Below are 20,829 nucleotides of genomic sequence, written 5' to 3'. Positions count from 1 at the left end.
CGCATCCTAATGGGGTTGGGGGAATGCGCGTCCGGCGGTGACAATGCCCGGCATGGGACATCTTGAGGCCGCGCATCTGGAGTACCACCTGCCCGACGGGCGGGTGCTGCTGGGCGACGTCTCCTTCCGGGTGGGGGAGGGGGCCGTGGTGGCCCTCGTCGGAGCGAACGGCGCGGGCAAGACCACGCTGCTGCGGCTGCTCTCCGGGGAGCTCCAGCCGCACGGCGGCAGCGTGTCCGTGAGCGGCGGCCTCGGGGTGATGCACCAGTTCGTCGGCTCGGTACGGGACGACCGTACGGTGCGTGACCTGCTCGTTTCCGTCGCCCAGCCGCGGATACGAGAGGCCGCGCGGACGGTCGACGAGGCCGAGCACCTGATCATGACCGTCGATGACGAGGCCGCGCAGATGCGGTACGCGCAGGCGCTGAGCGACTGGGCGGAGGTGCAGGGGTACGAGGCCGAGACGGTCTGGGACATCTGCACCATGGCCGCGCTCGGGGTCTCGTACGAGAAGGCGCAGTGGCGGCTCGTACGGACGCTGTCGGGCGGCGAACAGAAGCGGCTGGTGCTGGAGGCGCTCCTGCGCGGCCCGGACGAGGTGCTGCTCCTGGACGAGCCGGACAACTATCTGGACGTCCCGGGCAAGCGGTGGCTGGAGGAGCGGCTGCGGGAGACCCGTAAGACGGTGCTGTTCGTCTCCCACGACCGGGAGCTGCTGGCGACGGCCGCGCAGAAGATCGTGGCGGTGGAGCCGGGCCCTGCCGGGAGCGACGTGTGGGTGCACGGCGGGGGCTTCGGCACCTTCCACGAGGCGCGGCGGGAGCGGTTCGCGCGGTTCGAGGAGCTGAAGCGGCGCTGGGAGGAGAAGCACGCCCAGCTGAAGAAGCTCGTGATCAATCTGCGGCAGGCGGCGGCCGTGAGCCACGAGATGGCCTCGCGGTACGCGGCCGCGCAGACCAGGCTGCGGAAGTTCGAGGAGGCCGGCCCGCCGCCGGAGCCGCCGCGCGAGCAGGACATCCGGATGCGGCTGCACGGGGGACGTACCGGCGTGCGGGCCGTGACCTGCGAGGAGCTGGAGCTGAGCGGGCTGATGAAGCCGTTCTCGCTGGAGATCTTCTACGGCGAGCGGGTGGCGGTGCTGGGGTCGAACGGCTCGGGCAAGTCCCACTTCCTGCGGCTGCTGGCGGGCGACGAGTCGGTGGCGCACACGGGCTCGTGGAAGCTGGGGGCGCGTGTCGTGCCCGGCCATTTCGCCCAGACGCACGCCCATCCGGAACTGGCCGGGCGCACCCTGGTCGACGTCCTGTGGACGGAGCACGCCAAGGACCGCGGCGGCGCGATGAGCGCCCTGCGCCGCTACGAACTGGAGCGCCAGGGCGACCAGCCCTTCGACCGGCTGTCGGGTGGCCAGCAGGCCCGCTTCCAGATCCTGCTGCTGGAGCTGTCCGGCACGACGGCCCTGCTGCTGGACGAGCCGACGGACAACCTGGACCTGGAGTCGGCGGAGGCCCTCCAGGAGGGCCTGGAGGCGTACGAGGGGACGGTGCTGGCCGTCACCCACGACCGCTGGTTCGCGAAGTCCTTCGACCGCTACCTGGTCTTCGGTTCGGACGGGGTCGTACGGGAGACGAGCGAGCCGGTGTGGGACGAGCGGAGGGTGGAGCGGGCGCGGTGAGTGGGGGCTGGTGCCCCCGACGGCGGACGGAGTCCGGCGCAGCCGGCCGAAGCCGGGGAGGCCCCTTGGGGCCGAGTCGTGCGAGGACGGCATGGGGGAGGGGTCGAGCGAGCCGGTGTGGGACGAGCGACGGGTCGAGCGGGTGCGCTGACCTGGTGTCTCGCGGCGTTTTGACCCGTCGAGGGTGGCGCGGGTACTGTTGCGGTTTGTTATGCGTATTGGCTTCGTCGTTCTCACGCGAAGGGCCCTTACGCAAGTTCCCTGGAGCAGTTACCAGTGGCTCGCATACGGGCAGTGTTCCCGGCAGTGCAGGCCCCAGCTGCATGATCGCTTCAGGTGTGTCTGGACTCCATCCACTGAAGAAGCGAAGGCTACGAAGTGCGTACGTACAGCCCCAAGCCCGGCGATGTCACTCGCCAGTGGCACATCATCGACGCGCAGGACGTCGTCCTGGGCCGTCTGGCGACGACGGCTGCGAACCTCCTCCGGGGTAAGCACAAGCCCGTCTACGCCCCCCACATGGACATGGGCGACTTCGTCATCATCATCAACGCCGACAAGGTCCACCTGTCCGGCAACAAGCGCGAGCAGAAGATGGCGTACCGCCACTCCGGCTTCCCGGGTGGTCTGCGCTCCGTCCGTTACGACGAGCTGCTCGACAAGAACCCCGAGAAGGCCGTCGAAAAGGCCATCAAGGGCATGATCCCCAAGAACTCCCTGGGCCGTCAGATGCTCTCGAAGCTGAAGGTCTACGCGGGCGAGAACCACCCGCACGCTGCCCAGCAGCCGGTCCCGTTCGAGATCACCCAGGTCGCGCAGTAAGTCCGGCCACCCCCTAAGACGATAGAGATTCTGAGGAGCATCGTGGCCGACGAGACCACCACCGAAGTCCCCCTCGAGGGCGAAGAGACCTACGCCGAGGTCACCACCTTCGAGTCCGACGTCCCCGTCGAGGGCGAGTACACCAGCGAGTCGCTGGCCTCGCGCTTCGGCGAGCCGCAGCCGGCCGCCGGCCTGGGCCGTCGCAAGAACGCCATCGCCCGCGTCCGGATCGTTCCGGGCACCGGCAAGTGGAAGATCAACGGTCGCACCCTTGAGGACTACTTCCCCAACAAGGTGCACCAGCAGGAAGTCAACGAGCCCTTCAAGGTGCTCGAGCTCGACAACCGCTACGACGTCATCGCCCGCATCTCGGGTGGCGGCGTCTCCGGTCAGGCCGGCGCCCTGCGCCTCGGTGTGGCCCGCGCGCTGAACGAGGCGGACGTGGACAACAACCGCGGCCCGCTGAAGAAGGCCGGCTTCCTGAGCCGCGACGACCGTGCGGTCGAGCGCAAGAAGGCCGGTCTGAAGAAGGCCCGCAAGGCCCCGCAGTACAGCAAGCGCTAATCGCCTGCTGGCCTGTACGGCATACGTTCGCCCCGGCGGCACTCCGTGCTGCCGGGGCGTTCCGTTTTACCGGACGTTTTATCGGACCCGGGGGAACCCCGGGGTGACACCGCCCGATCCCCCGGGCGTATAACGGCAGGAAGGCCCTCACGGGGCCCCCGTCATCGGAGCATTTTCGGAGGACACCAGTGGGACGACTCTTCGGCACGGATGGTGTGCGCGGCGTCGCCAACGCGGATCTGACGGCGGAGCTCGCGCTCGGCCTGTCGGTCGCGGCGGCGCACGTGCTCGCCGAAGCGGGGACCTTTGAGGGGCATCGGCCGACCGCCGTGGTCGGACGGGATCCGCGTGCGTCGGGAGAGTTCCTGGAGGCCGCCGTCGTGGCGGGTCTCGCGAGCGCGGGCGTGGACGTCCTGCGCGTCGGTGTGCTGCCCACGCCGGCGGTGGCGTACCTCACCGGGGTGCTGGGCGCCGACCTCGGCGTGATGCTCTCCGCGAGCCACAACGCCATGCCCGACAACGGCATCAAGTTCTTCGCGCGCGGCGGCCACAAGCTGGCCGACGAGCTGGAGGACCGTATCGAGGCGGTCTACGAGGAGCACCGCACCGGTGCCCCGTGGGACCGGCCGACGGGTGCGGGCGTCGGCCGCGTGCGCGACTACGACGAGGGCTTCGACAAGTACGTCGCCCACCTCATCGCGGTCCTGCCGAACCGGCTCGACGGCCTGAAGGTCGTCCTCGACGAGGCGCACGGCGCCGCGGCCCGGGTCTCGCCGGAGGCGTTCGCGCGGGCGGGCGCGGAGGTCGTGACGATCGGCGCGGAGCCGGACGGGCTCAACATCAACGACGGGTGCGGGTCCACGCACCTGGACCTGCTGAAGGCCGCGGTCGTGGAGCACGGCGCGGACTTCGGCATCGCGCACGACGGCGACGCCGACCGCTGCCTCGCCGTGGACGGGGCGGGCAACGAGGTCGACGGCGACCAGATCCTGGCCGTGCTGGCCCTCGCGATGCGAGAGGCGGGCACGCTGCGCGGGGACACCGTCGTCGCGACCGTCATGTCCAACCTGGGCTTCAAGCTGGCGATGGAGCGCGAGGGCGTCCAGCTCGTGCAGACCGCCGTCGGCGACCGGTACGTCCTGGAGTCGATGAAGGAGCACGGGTACGCGCTCGGCGGCGAGCAGTCCGGCCACGTCATCGTCCTCGACCACGCGACGACGGGCGACGGAACGCTGACCGGCCTGATGCTGGCGGCGCGGGTCGTGGCCACGGGCCGTTCGCTGGCGGAGCTGGCGGCGGTCATGGACCGCCTCCCGCAGGTCCTGATCAACGTCCCGGACGTCGACAAGTCGCGCGTCGGCACGTCGGCGGAGCTGGGCGCGGCGGTCACGGACGCGGAGCGCGAGCTCGGCTCGACCGGGCGGGTGCTGCTGCGTCCCTCGGGGACCGAGCCGCTCGTGCGCGTGATGGTCGAGGCCGCGGACATCGACCAGGCACGCTCCGTGGCGGGGCGGCTGGCGGACGCGGTGAAATCGGCCCTCGGCTGACGTCTGTGACGTGACCCGAGGCCGTCGGGCCCCTTGCGGGGCATCCGCAGGGGGCCCGACGGCCTCGTAGGCGCGGGGAGCCCGGGTCGGCCGTTCGGGCCAGTGGCGTGTGTGGCGCGAGGGCGGCCGGCGGTGAGGGCCCGTACGGTCGGGTCGTATGACGGACGTACCCAAGGAGCGTGCCGCCGGTCCCGGTCGGCGCGCCGCGCTTGCCGGGCTCGTGGGCGGAGCCGGGGCCGTGCTGACCGCGGGATGCACCCCGTCGGGTGCGTCGCCCGCGAACGCGCCCACACCCAGCGGCACGGCGACGGCCTCCGCCCCCGCGGGCGGCGCGGCGCCCGGGGCGATGACGCTCTTCAAGGACCCGGCGTTCAACTTCAACGGGCTCCTCGCCCTCGGCGGGGCCGGCCACGGGGCCGGCGAAGTGGGCGAGGTGCTCACCGCCGTGAACGCCATCAACAAGGCCGGCCTCTCCTCGCAGACGTACGTCGAGACCTTCAGGAAGCTCGGCGACCAGCTGATGAAGGTGCCCGAGGGCAGCAGCCCCGACGGCCAGACCGCGCGCTTCCGTGCGCTGCGGGCCGCGCAGTACTACGGCCAGGCGCTCTTCTTCGTCCTCGGATCGAACGCCCCGGGAAACGAGGAGCGGCTCTACAAGGCCGGACGCGACGCCTGGGACACGTTCTGCGACCTGTGCGATCCGGTGCCGGTGAAGGCGAACGTCCCGTACGGGAAGACCCCGCTGCCGGTGTGGTTCTTCCGGCCGGACGCGTCCGACGAGCGCCGTCCCACCGTGATCCTCACCAACGGCAGCGACGGGCAGAACGTCGACATGTGGACCTACGGCGTCCCCGCCGCTCTGGACCGCGGCTGGAACGCGCTCGTGTACGACGGGCCCGGCCAGGGCCAGCTGCTCTTCGTGGACCAGGTGGTCTTCACGCCGCGCTGGGAGACCGTGGTCGGGCCGCTCGTCGACTGGCTGTCCGCCCGCCCGGACGTGGACACCCGCAGGATCGCCCTGACCGGGCTGAGCATGGCGGGCGACCTGGCCCCCCGGGCCGCGGCCTTCGAGAACAGGATCAAGGCCCTCGTGGCCATGCCCGGCTGTCTCACGCCGTGGCTGGGCTTCCCTCCGGTGATCCGGGAGATCCTCACCCCGAGCAAGGAGGAGACCAACACCATCTGGAACAAGGAAGTCGTCCCCGAGCTGCCCCCGGCCGATGCCGCGACGATGAAGAAGCGCTTCGAGCCCTTCTCGGTGCCGGCGATGCTCGCCGCCCGCGAGGGCAGGATGTTCACCGACTTCTACACGCCCGCGAAACTCATCCAGTCACTGGACATCACGGACGTCGTCAGCCGCATCAAGTGCCCCACCCTGGTCCTGGACTACGAGGACGAGCAGTTCTATCCCGGCCAGGCGCGCCAGATGTTCGACAAGCTGACCTCGCCCAAGGACTACGTGAAGCTCACCGCGGCCACCGGAGCGCAGCTGCACTGCTCCCCGATGGCCCCGCAACAGCACTGCGAGGTCGTCTTCGACTGGCTGGACGACACGCTGTCATGACCCGCCTGACGCGCGCGTCGCACGCCGCCTCTGCCTCGTCCACAGCCACTTCTGCGCATAGAGGGTCAGGGTGCCGGCGAGGATGATGCCCAGCAGGTTGAGCAGCAGCTGCTCGCTGGAGCCCCACGCCTGCCGGTACTCGGTGTAGCTGAGGGCCACGGCCGCGTTCGCCGCGGCCGGGACCGTCGTCACCGAGATCGCCACGCCCACCAGCGCGCCCGACTTGGCCGAGGTCAGCGAGAGCGTGCCGGCCACGCCCGCGAGCACCGCGACGACGAAGGAGAAGGCGTCGGGGCGGTAGATGAAGTTCGTGTCGGGGCGGGGCGCGTCGAGCATCGCGACGTCGAAGAGGCCGATGCCGTTCATGAAGAGGCTGAAGAGGACCGTCACCGCCATCGCCACCGCGAACCCCACGATGAGGGCCGCGAGGGAGCGCCAGGCGAGCCTCGGCATGCGCTGCACCACCGCCGTACAGAAACCGGCGAGCGGCCCGAACTCCGGGCCGACGGCCATCGCGCCCACGATCAGGATCGCGTTGTCGAGCACCACACCGCACGCGGCGATCATCGTCGCCAGCGCCAGGAACGCGATGTACGTGACGGAGAGCGTCGACTCCTCGTGGGTCGCGTCCGTCAGCTGCTCCCACAGCACCGCGTCCGCGCCCTCGCCCGGCGCCTCGTCCTCCGCCTTGTCGGCGCGCTTGGACAGCGACAGGTCGATGTTCTCGACGGCGATCGAGCCGTCCTTGTCCAGTCCGAGCTCCCGGAGGCGGCCGATCAGCTCGTCGCCGGCCTCGCGCGCCACGTCGCAGAGCACCAGGTCGCCCACCGGGTTGCGCGCGGCGCCCGTCAGTACGGCGAGATGGGTCGTACCGACCGTCTTCTCGACGGTACGGACGACCTCGTCGGTGCGGTCCGGCGGGACGATCAACCGCAGGTGCAGCACGCGGCGGCTCCTCAGAGTTCGCGGAGTTGAGAGTTCGCGGAGTTGAGAGTTCGCGGAGTTCAGAGTTTGCGGAGGGAGAGGCGCTGGACCTTGTGGTCCGGGCCCTTGCGCAGCACCAGCGTGGCACGTCCGCGGGTCGGCGCTACGTTCTCCAGCAGATTGACGCCGTTGATCGTGCGCCACATCGTGCGGGCATAGTCGAGTGCCTCCTCCTCGGACACCTGCGTGTACTTCCGGAAGTACGAGGAGGGGTCCTGGAACGCCGTCTCGCGCAGCTTGCGGAACCGGTTGAGGTACCAGCGCTCGATGTCCTCGGGGCGCGCGTCGACGTACACGGAGAAGTCGAAGTAGTCGGCGAGACCGACCCGCGTCCTGCCGTCCTTGCCGGGCAGGGCGGGCTGGAGGACGTTGAGGCCCTCGACGATGAGGATGTCGGGGCGGCGGACGGTGAGCCGCTCGCCGGGCACGATGTCGTAGATCAGGTGCGAGTAGACGGGGGCGGTGACCTCGTCCTTGCCCGCCTTGATGTCGGCGACGAAACGGGTCAGGGCGCGGCGGTCGTACGACTCGGGGAAACCTTTCCGCGACATCAGGCCGCGGTCCGTGAGCTCCTTCATCGGGTAGAGGAACCCGTCGGTGGTCACGAGTTCGACGCGCGGGTGCTCGGGCCAGCGGGCGAGCAGGGCCTGGAGGAGCCGGGCGACGGTGGACTTGCCGACGGCGACGGAGCCCGCGACGCCTATCACGAAGGGCGTACCGCGCTGGGTGCCATGGCCGTTGCCGGCGTCGCCGAGGAAGGTGTTGAGGGCACCGCGGAGATTGGCGGTGGCACCGACGTACAGATTGAGCAGCCGGGACAGCGGCAGGTAGATGTCCCGTACCTCGTCGAGGTCGATGACGTCACCCAGTCCGCGCAACCGCTCGACCTCGGCGGCGGTGAGGGGCAGCGGGGTCTTGTCGCGCAGCGCGCTCCACTCGTCGCGCGTGAGGTCGACATAGGGGGACGTCTCTGTCCGGTCGGGCCTGCGGCTTCGTGGCGGCGAAGTGATCACATGCTCATTGTCGGGGCAGGGCGGGGGGAACGCGGCGTGGTATCGCTCACGCCCGTAGGCTGCGGCCATGTGCGGAATCGTAGGTTACGTCGGCGGACAGTCGGCGCTCGATGTGGTCATCGCGGGCCTCAAACGGCTCGAATACAGGGGTTACGACTCTGCCGGAGTCGCCGTCCTCGCCGATGGCGGGCTGGCCGCGGCCAAGAAGGCGGGCAAGCTCCTCAACCTGGAGAAAGAGCTGGTCGACAGGCCGCTGCCGACCGGTTCGACGGGCATCGGGCACACCCGGTGGGCCACCCACGGCGCTCCGACGGACGCGAACGCGCATCCGCATCTGGACAACGCGGGCCGGGTCGCCGTCGTCCACAACGGGATCATCGAGAACTTCGCGGCACTGCGCGCCGAACTGACCGACCGCGGTCACACGCTGGAGTCCGAGACGGACACCGAGGTCGTCTCCCATCTGCTCGCCGAGTCGTTCTCGTCCTGCGGCGAGCTGGCGGAGGCGATACGGCTGGTGTGCCGTCGGCTGGAGGGCGCGTTCACCCTGGTGGCGGTGCACGCCGACGATCCGGAACTGGTGGTGGGCGCGCGGCGCAATTCGCCGCTGGTGGTGGGAGTCGGCGACGGCGAGGCCTTCCTGGCGTCCGACGTGGCCGCGTTCATCGCCCACACGCGCGACGCGATCGAACTGGGGCAGGACCAGGTCGTCGAGCTGCGCCGCGACGGCGTCACGGTGACGGACTTCGACGGCGCGCCCGCCGAGGTCCGCTCGTACCACGTGGACTGGGACGCGTCGGCCGCCGAGAAGGGCGGCTACGACTACTTCATGCTCAAGGAGATCGCCGAGCAGCCGAAGGCGGTCGCCGACACGCTGCTCGGCCGGATCGACGCGGCCGGGTCGCTGACGCTCGATGAACTGCGCATCCCGGACGCGGTGCTGAGGGAAGCGCAGAAGGTCGTGATCGTGGCGTGCGGGACGGCGTTCCACGCCGGGCTGATCGCCAAGTACGCCATCGAGCACTGGACGCGCATCCCGTGCGAGGTGGAGCTGGCGAGCGAGTTCCGCTACCGGGACCCGATCCTGGACCACCGGACGCTGGTGATCGCGATCTCGCAGTCCGGCGAGACCATGGACACCCTGATGGCGCTGCGGCACGCCCGCGAGCAGGGGGCGAGGGTACTGGCCATCTGCAACACCAACGGGTCGACGATCCCCCGGGAGTCGGACGCGGTGCTGTACACGCACGCGGGCCCGGAGGTCGCCGTCGCGTCGACCAAGGCGTTCCTGACCCAGCTGGTGGCCTGCTACCTGGTGGCGCTGTACCTCGGGCAGGTGCGCGGCACCAAGTGGGGCGACGAGATCCAGGCCGTCATCAGGGACCTCGCGCAGATCGCCGGCGAGGTGGAGCGGGTCCTGGAGACGATGGAGCCGGTACGGGAGCTGGCCCGGTCGCTGGCGGGCAAGAACACCGTGCTGTTCCTCGGGCGGCACGTGGGCTACCCGGTCGCCCTGGAGGGCGCGCTGAAGCTCAAGGAGCTCGCGTACATGCACGCCGAGGGCTTCGCGGCGGGTGAGCTCAAGCACGGGCCGATCGCGCTGATCGAGGAGGACCTGCCGGTGGTGGTGGTCGTGCCGTCGGCGCGGAGCCGGTCCGTCCTGCACGACAAGATCGTGTCGAACATCCAGGAGATCCGGGCACGCGGTGCGCGGACGATCGTGATCGCGGAGGAGGGCGACGAGGCGGTCGCGCCGTACGCGGACCATCTGATCCGCATCCCGGCGACGCCCGCGCTGCTCCAGCCGCTGGTCGCGACGGTGCCGCTGCAGGTGTTCGCGTGCGAGCTCGCCACGGCGCGCGGCAACGAGGTCGACCAGCCGCGCAACCTCGCGAAGTCGGTCACCGTCGAATGATCATCGGGGTGGGCATCGACGTCGCCGAGATCGACCGCTTCGGGGAGTCGCTGCGGCGCACACCGGCCCTGGCGGACCGGCTGTTTCTCGCGAGCGAGCTGTTCCTGCGCAGCGGGGAGCGCAGAGGGGTCGCCTCGCTGGCGGCCCGCTTCGCCGCGAAGGAGGCCGTGGCGAAGGCGCTGGGCGCCCCGGCGGGCCTGCACTGGACGGACTGCGAGGTCTACGTCGAGCCCTCGGGCCAACCGCGCCTGCGGGTGACCGGCACGGTGGCGGCACGCGCGACGGAGCTCGGGGTCCGCTCCTGGCACGTCTCCCTGAGCCACGACGCGGGAATCGCCTCGGCGGTGGTGATCGCGGAGGGGTGACCGAGGGGGTTTGTGCCCACCCGTTCCGCTGGGGCGGAACGGGTGGGCACAAACCACCCACCGGGCCGCAGTCGGGTACGTACCCCTGGTGGCTCCGAGCCGGGCCAGGCGCGCCGGATCGGGGTGCCCCGGCCCGGGTGGGCAGGCAGACTGCGGGCATGCGGATTGCCTACAGCGTGGAGACCGTACGGGCCGCCGAGGCCGAGCTGATGGCGCGGCTGCCCGACGGCGCCCTCATGCAACGCGCCGCCGCCGGGCTCGCCGCCGCCTGCGCGGGGCTGCTCGGGCGGGTGTACGGGGCCCGGGTCGTGCTGCTCGTGGGCAGCGGGGACAACGGCGGCGACGCGCTGTACGCGGGGGCGCGGCTGGCCCGCAGGGGCGCCGGGGTCGCCGCCGTCCTGCTCACCCCGGGGCGGGCGCACGAGGGCGGCCTCGCCGCGCTGCGCAAAGCCGGCGGCCGGGTCGCCGAGGACCCGTACGAGGTGCTGGCCGCGGCCGACCTGGTGCTGGACGGCATCACCGGGATCGGCGGCCACGGCGGGCTGCGCCCCGAGGCCGTGCCCGTCGCCCGCGCGGCACACGGCTCGAACGCGGTGGTCGTCGCCGTGGACCTGCCGAGCGGGATCGAGGCCGACACCGGGGAGGTGGCCGGGGAGGCGATGCGGGCCGATGCGACGGTCACGTTCGGCGCGTACAAGCCGGGCCTGCTGATCGACCCCGCCAAGGAGTACGCGGGCGCGCTCCGCCTCGTCGGCATCGGGCTGGAGCCGTACCTCCCGTCCGTGCCCGACCTGGAGGCCCTGCAACACGCGGACGTGGCCCACCTGCTGCCCGTGCCCGCCGCGGAGAGCGACAAGTACCGACGCGGTGTGGTCGGCGTCATCGCCGGCTCCACCCGCTACCCGGGCGCCGCCGTGCTCGCCGTGGCGGGCGCGCTGCGCGGCGGCGCCGGCGCCGTGCGGTACGTCGGCCCCGGCGCGGACGCCGTGATCGCCGCCTTCCCGGAGGCCCTGGTGCACGGCTGGCCGCCGTCGAAGGCGGGCCGGGTGCAGGCCTGGGTCGTCGGCCCGGGTCTCGGCGACAGCCCCGGCGTGGGCGAGGTGCTGGACTCCGACGTTCCGGTGCTGGTCGACGCGGACGGGTTGCGCGGCCTCGACCCGGACCAGGTCCGGGCCCGCACCGCGCCGACCCTGCTCACCCCGCACGCGGGCGAGGCGGCCGCGCTGCTCGGCGTGGCCCGCGAGGAGGTGGAGGGCGCGCGGCTGACCTCCGTACGGACGCTGGCCGCGAAGTACGGCGCGACCGTGCTGCTCAAGGGCTCCACGACCCTCGTGGCCGATCCGGACCCGCGCCGCGCGGTCCGGGTGAACCCGACGGGCACGTCGTGGCTCGCCACCGCCGGCAGCGGCGACGTCCTGTCCGGGCTGGCGGGCTCCCTGCTCGCGGCGGGCCTGGCACCGTTCGACGCCGCGTCGGTGGCCGCGTACCTGCACGGACTCGCCGCCCGGCTGACCTCCCGCGACGCCCCGGTGTCGGCCCAGGACGTGGCCGCGGCGATCCCCCGGGCGTGGCGCGACACGACGACGCCCTGATCGACGACCGGACCCCGCCGCACCCGCCCTGCCCCGGCACGACGGCCTGCCGGGCTCACGTACCCCGGAACCGCACCGCACCCCGCCGCGTCGTCGTCGGTGGCCTGGGGGCAGGCGGGTGACCAGGGGCGCTCGTGGTCCTCGCCACACGAACTATGTCGTAGGGCTCTGAGAGACTGACCGCGATGACTCTGAACGCACACTTCCGGGCACGCGCCGAGATCGACCTCGCCGCGCTGCGCTCCAACGTCCGCGCACTGCGCGCGCGGGCGCCTGGTTCCGCGGTGATGGCCGTGGTGAAGTCGGACGCGTACGGGCACGGGATGGTGCCCTGTGCCCGCGCCGCGCTCGACGCGGGTGCGACCTGGCTCGGCACCGCGACCCCGGAGGAGGCCCTCGCGCTGCGCGCGGCCGGCGTCGGCGGCCGGGTGATGTGCTGGCTGTGGACGCCCGGCGGACCCTGGCGCGAGGGCATCGAGGCCGGCCTGGACATGTCGGTCAGCGGCCTGTGGGCGCTGCGCGAGGTGACCGCCGCGGCGAAGGAGGCGGGCCGCCCCGCCCGTATCCAGCTCAAGGCCGACACCGGCCTCGGCCGCAACGGCTGCCAGCCCGCCGACTGGGCCGGACTGGTCGCCGAGGCCCGCGCCGCCGAGGAGGCGGGCACGGTGAAGGTGACCGGCCTCTGGTCGCACTTCGCGTGCGCGGACGAGCCCGGCCACCCGTCCATCGCGCTCCAGCTGGCCGCCTTCAAGGACCTGGTGGCGTACGCCGAGAAGGAGGGCATCGAGCCCGAGGTCCGGCACATAGCCAACTCCCCGGCCACCCTCACCCTCCCCGAGACCCATTTCGATCTCGTACGGCCGGGCATCGCCGTGTACGGGGTCTCACCGAGCCCGGAGCTCGGCACACCCGCTTCCTTCGGGCTGCGTCCGGTGATGACGCTCAAGGCGTCCGTGGCACTGGTCAAGCAGGTCCCGGCGGGCCACGGCGTGAGCTACGGACACCACTACGTCACGCCGGACGAGACGACCCTCGGCCTGGTCCCGGTCGGTTACGCGGACGGCATTCCGCGGCACGCCTCCGGCCGTGGCCCGGTGCTGGTCGGCGGCGCGTGGCGGCGGGTGGCGGGCCGGGTCGCCATGGACCAGTTCGTGGTCGACCTCGGCCCCGACGGCGGCGCGGTCGCGGAGGGTTCGGAGGCGGTGCTGTTCGGCGCCGGAGACCGGGGCGAGCCGACCGCACAGGACTGGGCCGAGGCGGCGGACACGATCGCGTACGAGATCGTGACCCGGATCGGGACGCGCGTCCCCCGCGTCCACCTCAATGATCTGCATGACCTCCATGACGGCGATGAGCGACCGGACGACGACGACCCGGACGACCACTAGGAGAGCGGCACGGTGAGCGAGAGCAGCGCGGGGGACGTGGCGGCGGCGGTGTCGAACGCCGCCACGGGCGGCTGGCGCAGGGCGGGCTTCGCCGGCGCGGCCATAGGGGTGATCGCCGCCGGTGCGGCGGCGGGCGTGGCGATAGAGCGGCTCACCGTGGGCCGCGGCATGCGGCAGAAGGCCCGGCTCGCGCTGGACGCCTCCGGTCCCTACGGCTCGCTGCGCGGCACACCGGGCCGGGCCGTCGCCGACGACGGGACGGCCCTCTACTACGAGACCGACGAGGTCGACCCGGAGACGGGCGGCGCCGCGCCGCGCAGGCGCCGGCTGTTCGGCCGCAAGTCACCCGCGCCGGTCACCGTGGTCTTCAGCCACGGCTACTGCCTCAGCCAGGACTCCTGGCACTTCCAGCGGGCCGCGCTGCGCGGTCTCGTCCGTACCGTCCACTGGGACCAGCGCAGCCACGGCCGCTCGGGCCGCGGCGCCGCCCAGTCCGGCCCTGACGGGGTGCCGGTCTCCATCGACCGGCTCGGCCGCGACCTCAAGGCGGTCATCGACGCGGCCGCGCCCGAGGGCCCGCTCGTGCTGGTGGGCCATTCGATGGGCGGCATGACGGTGATGGCGCTGGCCGCCGCGTATCCGGAGCTGATCCGTGAGCGGGTCGTCGGCGTGGCCTTCGTCGGTACGTCGGCGGGCGGGCTCGGCGAGGTGAACTACGGCCTGCCGGTGGCGGGGGTGAACGTGGTGCGCCGCGTGCTGCCGGGGGTGCTGAAGGCGCTCGGCTCGCAGGCCGAGCTGGTCGAGCGGGGCCGCAGGGCGACGGCCGATCTGTTCGCGGGCCTGATCAAGCGCTATTCGTTCAGCTCGAAGGACGTGGACCCGGCGGTGGCCCGGTTCGCCGAGCGGATGATCGAGGGCACCCCGATCGACGTGGTCGCGGAGTTCTACCCGGCGTTCGCCGAGCACGACAAGGCCGCCGCGCTGGAGGTCTTCCTGGAGGTCCCGGTGCTGGCCCTGGCCGGTGACCGGGACCTGGTGACGCCCAGCTCGCACAGTGAGGCGATCGCGGATCTGCTCCCCGACGCGGAGCTGGTCATCGTGCCGGACGCCGGGCATCTGGTGATGCTGGAGCACCCCGAAACGGTCACAGACCGGCTGGCCGATCTGCTGGCGCGTGTCGGGGTGCTCCTACCGTGCGGCTAACGTTGGCACGTGTGACTCCGTCCACCGCTGACGCGGCGGACTTCCAACCCATCCGGGTTGCGGTCCAGCCCGAACCGGCCTCCGAAAAGGCGAGAAAAAGCTAGCACGGCGCTTGGCGCCGGCGCAGCGAATGGGAAACCCATGGAAGCAACTCACAGCCCGGCCGCCGAGGCCGCCCTCACCCTCACGTCCCCGGACCAGATGCAGGAGCTGGGCCGCAGAATCGCGAAGCTGCTGCGCCCCGGCGATCTGGTGATGCTCACCGGCGAGCTCGGCGCCGGGAAGACGACGCTGACGCGCGGGCTCGGCGAGGGCCTGGGCGTGCGCGGGGCCGTCACCTCCCCGACGTTCGTCATCGCCCGGGTGCACCCCTCGCTGGTGGGCGGCCCGGCCCTGGTGCACGTGGACGCGTACCGGCTGGGCGGCGGGCTCGACGAGATGGAGGACCTGGACCTCGACGTCTCGCTGCCGGAGTCGGTGGTGGTCGTGGAGTGGGGCGACGGCAAGGTCGAGGACCTGTCCGACGACCGGCTGCATGTGGTGATCCACCGGGTCGTCGGCAACACGGACGACGAGCAGCGGCAGGTCACGCTGCGCGGTGTCGGCGCCCGCTGGGCGACCGCCGAGCTCGCCGGACTCATGGCCTGACCGACGGTCCGTGCCTGTGCCCGTGCCTGTGAGCGGGATCGGTTCCGTGCCGGTCCGTGCCTGTGCCTGTGAGCGGGATCGGTTCCGTGCCGGTCCGTGTCCGTGCCTGTGAGCGGGATCGGTTCCGTGCCGGTCCGTGTCCGTGCCTGTGAGCGGGATCGGTTCCGTGCCGGTCCGTGCCTGCGCCTGTGCCGCTGCCCGTGAGCGGATCGGTTCCGGGCCTGTCCGGAGCCGAACCGGTGTCGGTTCCGCGTCGGTTCAGGGGCGGTTTCGAGTCGGTTCAGGGCCGATCAGGGCTCGTTCCGGCATTGTTCCGACAAGCCGTCGGCAAAATGTTGCGCGCGCCGCTTCCGGCGTGGTCACATGGATAGCACGACCTGGTTAGGTCTACCTAACCACGCCTGCCCCCGGAGCCCAGGAGGCATCCATGTCGGCGTCCCAGCGTGAAGAGCAGCCCCAGTCGAGGCCGCGCCCGCGGCACCGGGCCCCGTCGCCGTCGGCGTTCTCGATGCGGGATCTGCTGGCGTCGTGCGCGGCGGCCAGCGAGGTCTCCACCCCGCCGCGCGAGCGCGATCCGGGCACGGGGGAGTGTGAGGAGAAGCGGCGCGACGCCGCGTAGCCCGTACGAGGGACGTCACATCCCCGAGCGGATGCCCGTACGGGGACCCCTTACGGAACCCTTTACGGCACGACGATGATCTTCGAGCCGACCGTCGCGAACGTCCACATCGCGTTGCCGTCCGCGCGCTTCATCCGCACGCCGCCCGTCCTGCCGTCCGGATCCGGGCTCGACATCGAACCGTCCACCGCGGCGCTGAACCCGATGGTCACGTTGTCGACGTTCGCGAACCGTACGACGTGTTCGATCCGCACCCCGTCCGACCCCTGGATGCTGCCGCTGCGCGAGGTCACGTCGTACCGGCCGGGCGGCGGGCTGATCGGGCTCGGCATGACCAGGAAGGTCCGCGTCGACCGCCCGTGCGCGTCCACCAGCCAGACCCGCCGCTCACTCAGCGAGTAGACGACCCGCATCCCCCCGCCGGAGTTCGCCGGCACGGTCAGCGGGTGCTCGCGCGGGTGCTTCTCGGCGGCGGGCAGGGTCGCGGGCGAGGTCGCGGCGGCCGGGTTCCTGAGGCCCGCGGGGACGTTCGCCGAGGCCTGGTAGGCGAGGAACCCGATCACGGCGATGGCCGTGGCGGCGAGCGCGGCCACGGGTCCCGAGCTGCTCCGTGCCACCTTTGCACCCCTTTCGCACGCGCGAACCTGGGCCGACGGTAGCAGCAGGAGACGGGCGGGACGGGGCGCCGTGCCCCCCGCGCCGGGGCCGTAGGCTGTTTGCGTGCTCTTGCTCGCCGTTGATACCGCCACTCCCGCCGTCACCGTCGCCCTTCACGACGGCACCTCCGTCGTCGCCGAGGCCACCTCGACCGACGCCCGCCGGCACGGGGAGCTGCTGCTGCCCGCCGTCGACCGCGTCCTCGCCGAGGCCGGGCTGAAACTCGACGCCGTCACGGACCTCGTCGTCGGCATCGGCCCCGGCCCGTACACAGGTCTGCGGGTCGGTCTCGTGACCGCGGCGACGTTCGGCTCGGCGCTCGGCGTCCCGGTCCACGGCCTGTGCACGCTCGACGGCCTCGCCTACGCGTCGGGTCTCGACGGGCCGTTCGTGGTGGCGACGGACGCGCGCCGCAAGGAGGTCTACTGGGCGCGCTACGACGACAGCCGTACGCGCGTGGGCGAGCCGGCCGTCGACCGCCCCGCCGAGATCGCCGAGCAGGTCGCCGGTCTCCCGGCGGTCGGTGCCGGAGCGCTGCTCTACCCCGAGGTCTTCCCCGACGCCCGCGGCCCCGAGCACCAGTCGGCCGCCGCGCTCGCCGCGCTCGCCGCCGAGAAACTGGCCGCCGGCGAGGAACTGCCCGCGCCCAGGCCGCTGTATCTGCGCCGCCCGGACGCCCAGGTCCCGAAGAACTACAAGGTGGTCACACCGAAGTGAGTACTGCCGTGCTGCGCGAGATGCGGTGGTGGGACATCGAGCCGGTGCTGGAGCTGGAGCACGAGCTGTTCCCGGAGGACGCCTGGTCGCCCGGGATGTTCTGGTCCGAGCTGGCGCACGCCCGGGGCCCGCGCGCCACCCGCCGCTACGTGGTCGCGGTGACCCCCGCCGAGAGCGGCGCCGCCGCGGGGCGCGGCGGCGGCCGGATCGTCGGGTACGCGGGTCTCGCGGCGGCCGGCGGACTCGGCGACGTACAGACCATCGCCGTCGCGCGCGAGCACTGGGGCACCGGACTCGGCGCCCGGCTGCTGACCGATCTGCTCCAGCACGCCACCCGCTTCGAATGCGAGGAGGTGCTTCTGGAGGTGCGCGTCGACAACACCCGCGCCCAGAAGCTGTACGAGCGTTTCGGCTTCGAACCCATCGGCTTCCGGCGCGGTTACTACCAGCCCGGCAACATCGACGCCCTCGTCATGCGACTGCACGTTCACGACGACGTACACGTACAAGGATCTGAGAACCATGGCTGACGAACCCCTCGTGCTCGGCATCGAGACGTCCTGCGACGAGACGGGCGTCGGCATCGTCCGCGGTACGACCCTGCTCGCCGACGCGATCGCCTCCAGCGTCGACGAGCACGCGCGCTTCGGCGGGGTCGTGCCGGAGGTCGCCTCGCGCGCCCACCTGGAGGCGATGGTCCCCACCATCGAGCGCGCCCTGAAGGACGCCGGGGTGAGCGCCCGCGACCTCGACGGCGTCGCGGTGACGGCCGGCCCGGGGCTCGCCGGCGCGCTGCTGGTGGGGGTCTCGGCGGCGAAGGCGTACGCGTACGCGCTGGGCAAGCCGCTGTACGGGGTGAACCACCTGGCCTCGCACATCTGCGTCGACCAGCTGGAGCACGGCCCGCTGCCCGAGCCGACGATGGCGCTGCTGGTCTCCGGCGGCCACTCCTCGCTGCTGCTCGCGCCCGACATCACCAACGACGTGCGGCCGATGGGCGCGACGATCGACGACGCGGCGGGCGAGGCCTTCGACAAGATCGCGCGCGTGCTGAACCTGGGCTTCCCCGGCGGCCCGGTGATCGACCGGCTGGCGAAGGAGGGCGACCCCTCGGCGATCGCGTTCCCGCGCGGGCTGAGCGGTTCGCGCGACCCGGCGTACGACTTCTCCTTCTCCGGGCTGAAGACGGCTGTGGCCCGCTGGATCGAGGCCAAGCGCAACGCGGGCGAGGAGGTGCCCGTACGGGACGTCGCGGCGTCCTTCCAGGAGGCCGTGGTGGACGTGCTGACCCGTAAGGCCGTACGGGCCTGCAAGGACGAGGGCGTCGACCACCTGATGATCGGCGGCGGCGTCGCGGCGAACTCGCGGCTGCGCGCGCTCGCCCAGGAGCGCTGCGAGCGGGCCGGGATCCGGCTGCGCGTCCCGCGTCCGAAGCTGTGCACCGACAACGGGGCGATGGTCGCGGCGCTCGGCGCGGAGATGGTGGCCCGCAACCGCCCGGCCTCGGACTGGGACCTGTCGGCGGACTCCTCGCTGCCGGTGACGGACCCGCACGTGCCCGGAGCCGCCCATGGCCATGACCATGTCCACGAGGTCAGCAAGGACAACCTTTACTCATGACCGTCGTCACGCTGATGTGGGAGGCGCGGGCGGTCCAGGGCCGGGGCGCCGAACTCCTGGAGTGGGCGCGGGCGCAGGAACTCGCGCGTGAGCCCGTACGGCGCGAGATCTTCCGCGCGCCGGGGGACCGGGTGCTGGTGCTGACCTGGTGGGACGCCGCGTACGACGCGGAACTGCCGGAGCTGCCGGAGCCGGACGCGGACCTGATCACGCGTCCGGTGCACCGCTGGCGCTTCGAGTCCCTCGGCCCGTAGCCGGCCGTACGCAACCTCGGACGTCTGTTCGCCGTCAAGCAGGGCGGATCCCTTGCGGATCGCTCGACGGCGTACGGACATGAGGTGCAGGGGTGGACAGACGGATCGCGGGAGCGGCGCTTGCGGGCGCCGCCCTTCTCGTATCGGGGCTCATATCGGGCTGTACGACGGAGCCGTCGGCGGCCGCGGACCGGGCCGCCCCCTCGGCGTCCGCCCCGGCGCCGGAGCGGCGCGACGATGCCGGCGGCGCGGCGGCGGCCAGGGAAGCCGCCTTCCACGCGTGGGGCCTCCCGCCGCTCGCCGAACCGCCCGCCCCGCCCGCGAAGAAGCCCCTCGGGGCCGGGGGTGCGCAGGTGCCGGTGATCAGCGAGATCCCCACCAAGGAGAAGATCGTCTTCCTGACGTTCGACGACGGGGCGGAGAAGGACCCCGAGTTCGTCAAGATGATGCGGGAGCTGAAGGTCCCCTTCTCGATGTTCCTGACCGACTCCGCGATCAACACGGACTACGACTACTTCACCTCCCTCCAGCAGCTCGGCAACGGCGTCCACAACCACACGCTGACCCACCCGAACCTGCGCACCCTCGGCCCCGAGGCGCAGAAGCGCGAGATCTGCGGCCAGCAGGACAAGCTGGGGCAGCGCTACGGCACCACGCCGCGCCTCTTCCGGCCGCCGTACGGCAACTGGAACGAGGACACCCGCGCCGCCGCCAAGGCCTGCGGAGTCGAGGCGATCGTGTTGTGGCGGGAGTCCATGCAGATCGAGAACATGCAGTACCAGCGCGCGGACAAGAAGCTGCACCCCGGCGACATCGTCCTCGCCCACTTCCGCGGCCAGGACGAGCTCAAGGGCCGGACCATGACCGAGATGACGGCGAACCTGCTGCGCAAGATCCAGGAGCAGGGCTTCACGGTGGCGCGCCTGGAGGACTACCTCTGAGGGCCGGCTGCTCCCGGACACCGCATTGCGACGGCCATCGTGGTGCCGCCGAACCGGCCCTGAAACAGCGGCGATAGCCTCGTACGCATGTCCCGACGCAACCCTCTGCCACCGCCTCCGCCCCCCGAGGAAATACGCGCCTGGCCCGACCGCGAGGCCCTGATCGCCGACCGTGCCGCGGTGCTCGGCGGCCTCACCAGACGGCTGCTCGGGGTGCCGCGCCTGATGCTGTTCCTGCTGGTGGTCGCGGGATTCCAGCTGGGCTGGGGGATCGTGGGGGCAGGGCTGGTGGCGGGCGGTCCGGACGACGGGCTGACCTTCATCTTCGCGTGGATGTTCGGCACCATCGCCGCGGTGCTTCTCGTCCCGCTCGTCGTCCTCGCCGGCTTCGCCGTCCGGCGCGACATCAGGGTGCGCCGACTGCTCGGCCAGTGGGCCGCCCTGACCCGCGATCCGGCCGGCGACGCCCGCTTCCGCGAGCCCGCGCGCAGCCTGAGCTGGCTGCTGGTGTCGTTCCTGCTCGGCCTGCTGGGCCTGTGGCTCTCCTTCGCGGTCCCGGCGGGCGCCCGGCCCGGCAGCTCCACGTACGGCGAGGTCGTGTACGGCATGGGGGTGGGCGTCATCTTCTGGCTGGCGGGGCTGTACGGCGTCACGAAGGCGGTGGCGCACTACCGTTGGGCGGTCCGCCTGACGAGCCCCGTCCCGCCGTCGGCCACGCCCGGGGGCGCGCACCGCTGACGG

At 72.0% G+C, this 20,829-nt stretch carries 21 protein-coding genes; 18 read left to right on the top strand and 3 right to left on the bottom strand.

What is annotated here, in order from left to right; all coding sequences use genetic code 11:
* Positions 1-52 precede the first annotated feature (52 nt).
* From ABT342_RS02655 to ABT342_RS02635, 5 genes are all read left to right on the top strand, one after another.
* Complete coding sequence (locus tag ABT342_RS02655) at positions 53-1,675, top strand: ABC-F family ATP-binding cassette domain-containing protein (protein ID WP_502965441.1); 1,623 nt, start codon at positions 53-55, stop codon at positions 1,673-1,675.
* A gap of 378 nt (positions 1,676-2,053) precedes the next feature.
* The gene (gene rplM / locus ABT342_RS02650; RefSeq protein ID WP_351565911.1) at positions 2,054-2,497 is read left to right on the top strand and encodes a 50S ribosomal protein L13; all 444 of its coding nucleotides are present in this window, start codon (positions 2,054-2,056) and stop codon (positions 2,495-2,497) included.
* A gap of 42 nt (positions 2,498-2,539) precedes the next feature.
* Complete coding sequence (rpsI, locus tag ABT342_RS02645; RefSeq protein WP_351565908.1) at positions 2,540-3,061, top strand: 30S ribosomal protein S9; 522 nt, start codon at positions 2,540-2,542, stop codon at positions 3,059-3,061.
* 188 nt (positions 3,062-3,249) lie between these two features.
* Entirely contained in the window at positions 3,250-4,608 is a 1,359-nt protein-coding gene (gene glmM, locus ABT342_RS02640; protein WP_351565905.1) for a phosphoglucosamine mutase, read from the top strand.
* 157 nt (positions 4,609-4,765) lie between these two features.
* The gene (locus tag ABT342_RS02635) at positions 4,766-6,172 is read left to right on the top strand and encodes an alpha/beta hydrolase family protein (RefSeq protein ID WP_351565902.1); all 1,407 of its coding nucleotides are present in this window, start codon (positions 4,766-4,768) and stop codon (positions 6,170-6,172) included.
* Here ABT342_RS02635 and ABT342_RS02630 read toward each other — a convergent pair.
* Positions 6,167-7,117, bottom strand: coding sequence for a DUF389 domain-containing protein (locus ABT342_RS02630; protein ID WP_351565899.1), 951 nt, complete (start codon positions 7,115-7,117; stop codon positions 6,167-6,169). The genes ABT342_RS02635 and ABT342_RS02630 overlap by 6 nt on opposite strands.
* Before the next feature lie 59 nt (positions 7,118-7,176).
* Positions 7,177-8,169, bottom strand: a complete 993-nt coding sequence (gene coaA, locus ABT342_RS02625; protein ID WP_351566312.1) for a type I pantothenate kinase — start codon at positions 8,167-8,169, stop codon at positions 7,177-7,179.
* Positions 8,170-8,236: 67 nt separating this feature from the next.
* On the opposite strand from coaA, the gene glmS reads away from it, so the two are divergent.
* From glmS to ABT342_RS02590, 7 genes are all read left to right on the top strand, one after another.
* A complete protein-coding gene (glmS, locus tag ABT342_RS02620) occupies positions 8,237-10,084 on the top strand; it encodes a glutamine--fructose-6-phosphate transaminase (isomerizing) (protein ID WP_351565896.1) in 1,848 nt (615 codons plus the stop codon).
* A complete protein-coding gene (locus ABT342_RS02615) occupies positions 10,081-10,449 on the top strand; it encodes a holo-ACP synthase (protein WP_351565893.1) in 369 nt (122 codons plus the stop codon). The genes glmS and ABT342_RS02615 overlap by 4 nt, the downstream gene beginning before the upstream one ends.
* Positions 10,450-10,607: 158 nt before the next feature.
* Entirely contained in the window at positions 10,608-12,041 is a 1,434-nt protein-coding gene (locus ABT342_RS02610) for an NAD(P)H-hydrate dehydratase (RefSeq protein WP_351565890.1), read from the top strand.
* Between the two features lie 185 nt (positions 12,042-12,226).
* The gene (alr, locus tag ABT342_RS02605; protein ID WP_351565888.1) at positions 12,227-13,429 is read left to right on the top strand and encodes an alanine racemase; all 1,203 of its coding nucleotides are present in this window, start codon (positions 12,227-12,229) and stop codon (positions 13,427-13,429) included.
* A gap of 12 nt (positions 13,430-13,441) precedes the next feature.
* Entirely contained in the window at positions 13,442-14,632 is a 1,191-nt protein-coding gene (locus ABT342_RS02600; protein WP_351565885.1) for an alpha/beta fold hydrolase, read from the top strand.
* Positions 14,633-14,773: 141 nt separating this feature from the next.
* Entirely contained in the window at positions 14,774-15,280 is a 507-nt protein-coding gene (tsaE, locus tag ABT342_RS02595; protein ID WP_351565882.1) for a tRNA (adenosine(37)-N6)-threonylcarbamoyltransferase complex ATPase subunit type 1 TsaE, read from the top strand.
* Positions 15,281-15,707: 427 nt separating this feature from the next.
* Positions 15,708-15,899: a hypothetical protein gene (locus tag ABT342_RS02590; RefSeq protein ID WP_351565879.1), complete on the top strand. Its 192-nt coding sequence runs from the start codon at positions 15,708-15,710 to the stop codon at positions 15,897-15,899.
* A gap of 62 nt (positions 15,900-15,961) precedes the next feature.
* On the opposite strand, the gene ABT342_RS02585 is transcribed toward ABT342_RS02590, so the two are convergent.
* Positions 15,962-16,516 (bottom strand): hypothetical protein, encoded by a 555-nt coding sequence (locus ABT342_RS02585; protein ID WP_351565876.1) that lies wholly within the window; start codon positions 16,514-16,516, stop codon positions 15,962-15,964.
* Between the two features lie 103 nt (positions 16,517-16,619).
* Here ABT342_RS02585 and tsaB point away from each other — a divergent pair, with 103 nt between their 5' ends.
* The 6 genes from tsaB to ABT342_RS02555 all read left to right on the top strand — a co-directional run bounded on the left by tsaB (position 16,620) and on the right by ABT342_RS02555 (position 20,826).
* Complete coding sequence (gene tsaB, locus ABT342_RS02580; RefSeq protein WP_351565873.1) at positions 16,620-17,273, top strand: tRNA (adenosine(37)-N6)-threonylcarbamoyltransferase complex dimerization subunit type 1 TsaB; 654 nt, start codon at positions 16,620-16,622, stop codon at positions 17,271-17,273.
* Positions 17,270-17,803, top strand: coding sequence for a ribosomal protein S18-alanine N-acetyltransferase (rimI, locus tag ABT342_RS02575; protein WP_502965440.1), 534 nt, complete (start codon positions 17,270-17,272; stop codon positions 17,801-17,803). Before tsaB ends, rimI begins: the two co-directional genes overlap by 4 nt.
* The gene (tsaD, locus tag ABT342_RS02570; RefSeq protein ID WP_351565870.1) at positions 17,796-18,893 is read left to right on the top strand and encodes a tRNA (adenosine(37)-N6)-threonylcarbamoyltransferase complex transferase subunit TsaD; all 1,098 of its coding nucleotides are present in this window, start codon (positions 17,796-17,798) and stop codon (positions 18,891-18,893) included. Before rimI ends, tsaD begins: the two co-directional genes overlap by 8 nt.
* The gene (locus tag ABT342_RS02565) at positions 18,890-19,147 is read left to right on the top strand and encodes a hypothetical protein (protein WP_351565867.1); all 258 of its coding nucleotides are present in this window, start codon (positions 18,890-18,892) and stop codon (positions 19,145-19,147) included. Before tsaD ends, ABT342_RS02565 begins: the two co-directional genes overlap by 4 nt.
* A 92-nt stretch (positions 19,148-19,239) precedes the next feature.
* Positions 19,240-20,088, top strand: a complete 849-nt coding sequence (locus ABT342_RS02560) for a polysaccharide deacetylase family protein (protein WP_351565864.1) — start codon at positions 19,240-19,242, stop codon at positions 20,086-20,088.
* A gap of 87 nt (positions 20,089-20,175) precedes the next feature.
* Positions 20,176-20,826, top strand: a complete 651-nt coding sequence (locus ABT342_RS02555; RefSeq protein WP_351565861.1) for a hypothetical protein — start codon at positions 20,176-20,178, stop codon at positions 20,824-20,826.
* Positions 20,827-20,829: the final 3 nt, after the last annotated feature.

The sequence above is a fragment of the Streptomyces sp. NPDC000410 genome (genome assembly GCF_040300305.1).
Taxonomy (GTDB): domain Bacteria; phylum Actinomycetota; class Actinomycetes; order Streptomycetales; family Streptomycetaceae; genus Streptomyces.
Note: the sequence above shows the minus strand (reverse complement) of the source record. Positions and strands in the feature narration are given on the sequence as shown.

Coding starts and splice junctions, on each gene's coding strand:
- ABT342_RS02655 (WP_502965441.1), top strand. CDS start 53: ATGGGACATCTTGAGGCCGCGCATCTGGAGTACCACCTGCCCGACGGG.
- ABT342_RS02635 (WP_351565902.1), top strand. CDS start 4,766: ATGACGGACGTACCCAAGGAGCGTGCCGCCGGTCCCGGTCGGCGCGCC.
- glmS (WP_351565896.1), top strand. CDS start 8,237: ATGTGCGGAATCGTAGGTTACGTCGGCGGACAGTCGGCGCTCGATGTG.
- ABT342_RS02615 (WP_351565893.1), top strand. CDS start 10,081: ATGATCATCGGGGTGGGCATCGACGTCGCCGAGATCGACCGCTTCGGG.
- ABT342_RS02610 (WP_351565890.1), top strand. CDS start 10,608: ATGCGGATTGCCTACAGCGTGGAGACCGTACGGGCCGCCGAGGCCGAG.
- alr (WP_351565888.1), top strand. CDS start 12,227: ATGACTCTGAACGCACACTTCCGGGCACGCGCCGAGATCGACCTCGCC.
- tsaE (WP_351565882.1), top strand. CDS start 14,774: ATGGAAGCAACTCACAGCCCGGCCGCCGAGGCCGCCCTCACCCTCACG.
- ABT342_RS02590 (WP_351565879.1), top strand. CDS start 15,708: ATGTCGGCGTCCCAGCGTGAAGAGCAGCCCCAGTCGAGGCCGCGCCCG.
- tsaD (WP_351565870.1), top strand. CDS start 17,796: ATGGCTGACGAACCCCTCGTGCTCGGCATCGAGACGTCCTGCGACGAG.
- ABT342_RS02565 (WP_351565867.1), top strand. CDS start 18,890: ATGACCGTCGTCACGCTGATGTGGGAGGCGCGGGCGGTCCAGGGCCGG.
- ABT342_RS02555 (WP_351565861.1), top strand. CDS start 20,176: ATGTCCCGACGCAACCCTCTGCCACCGCCTCCGCCCCCCGAGGAAATA.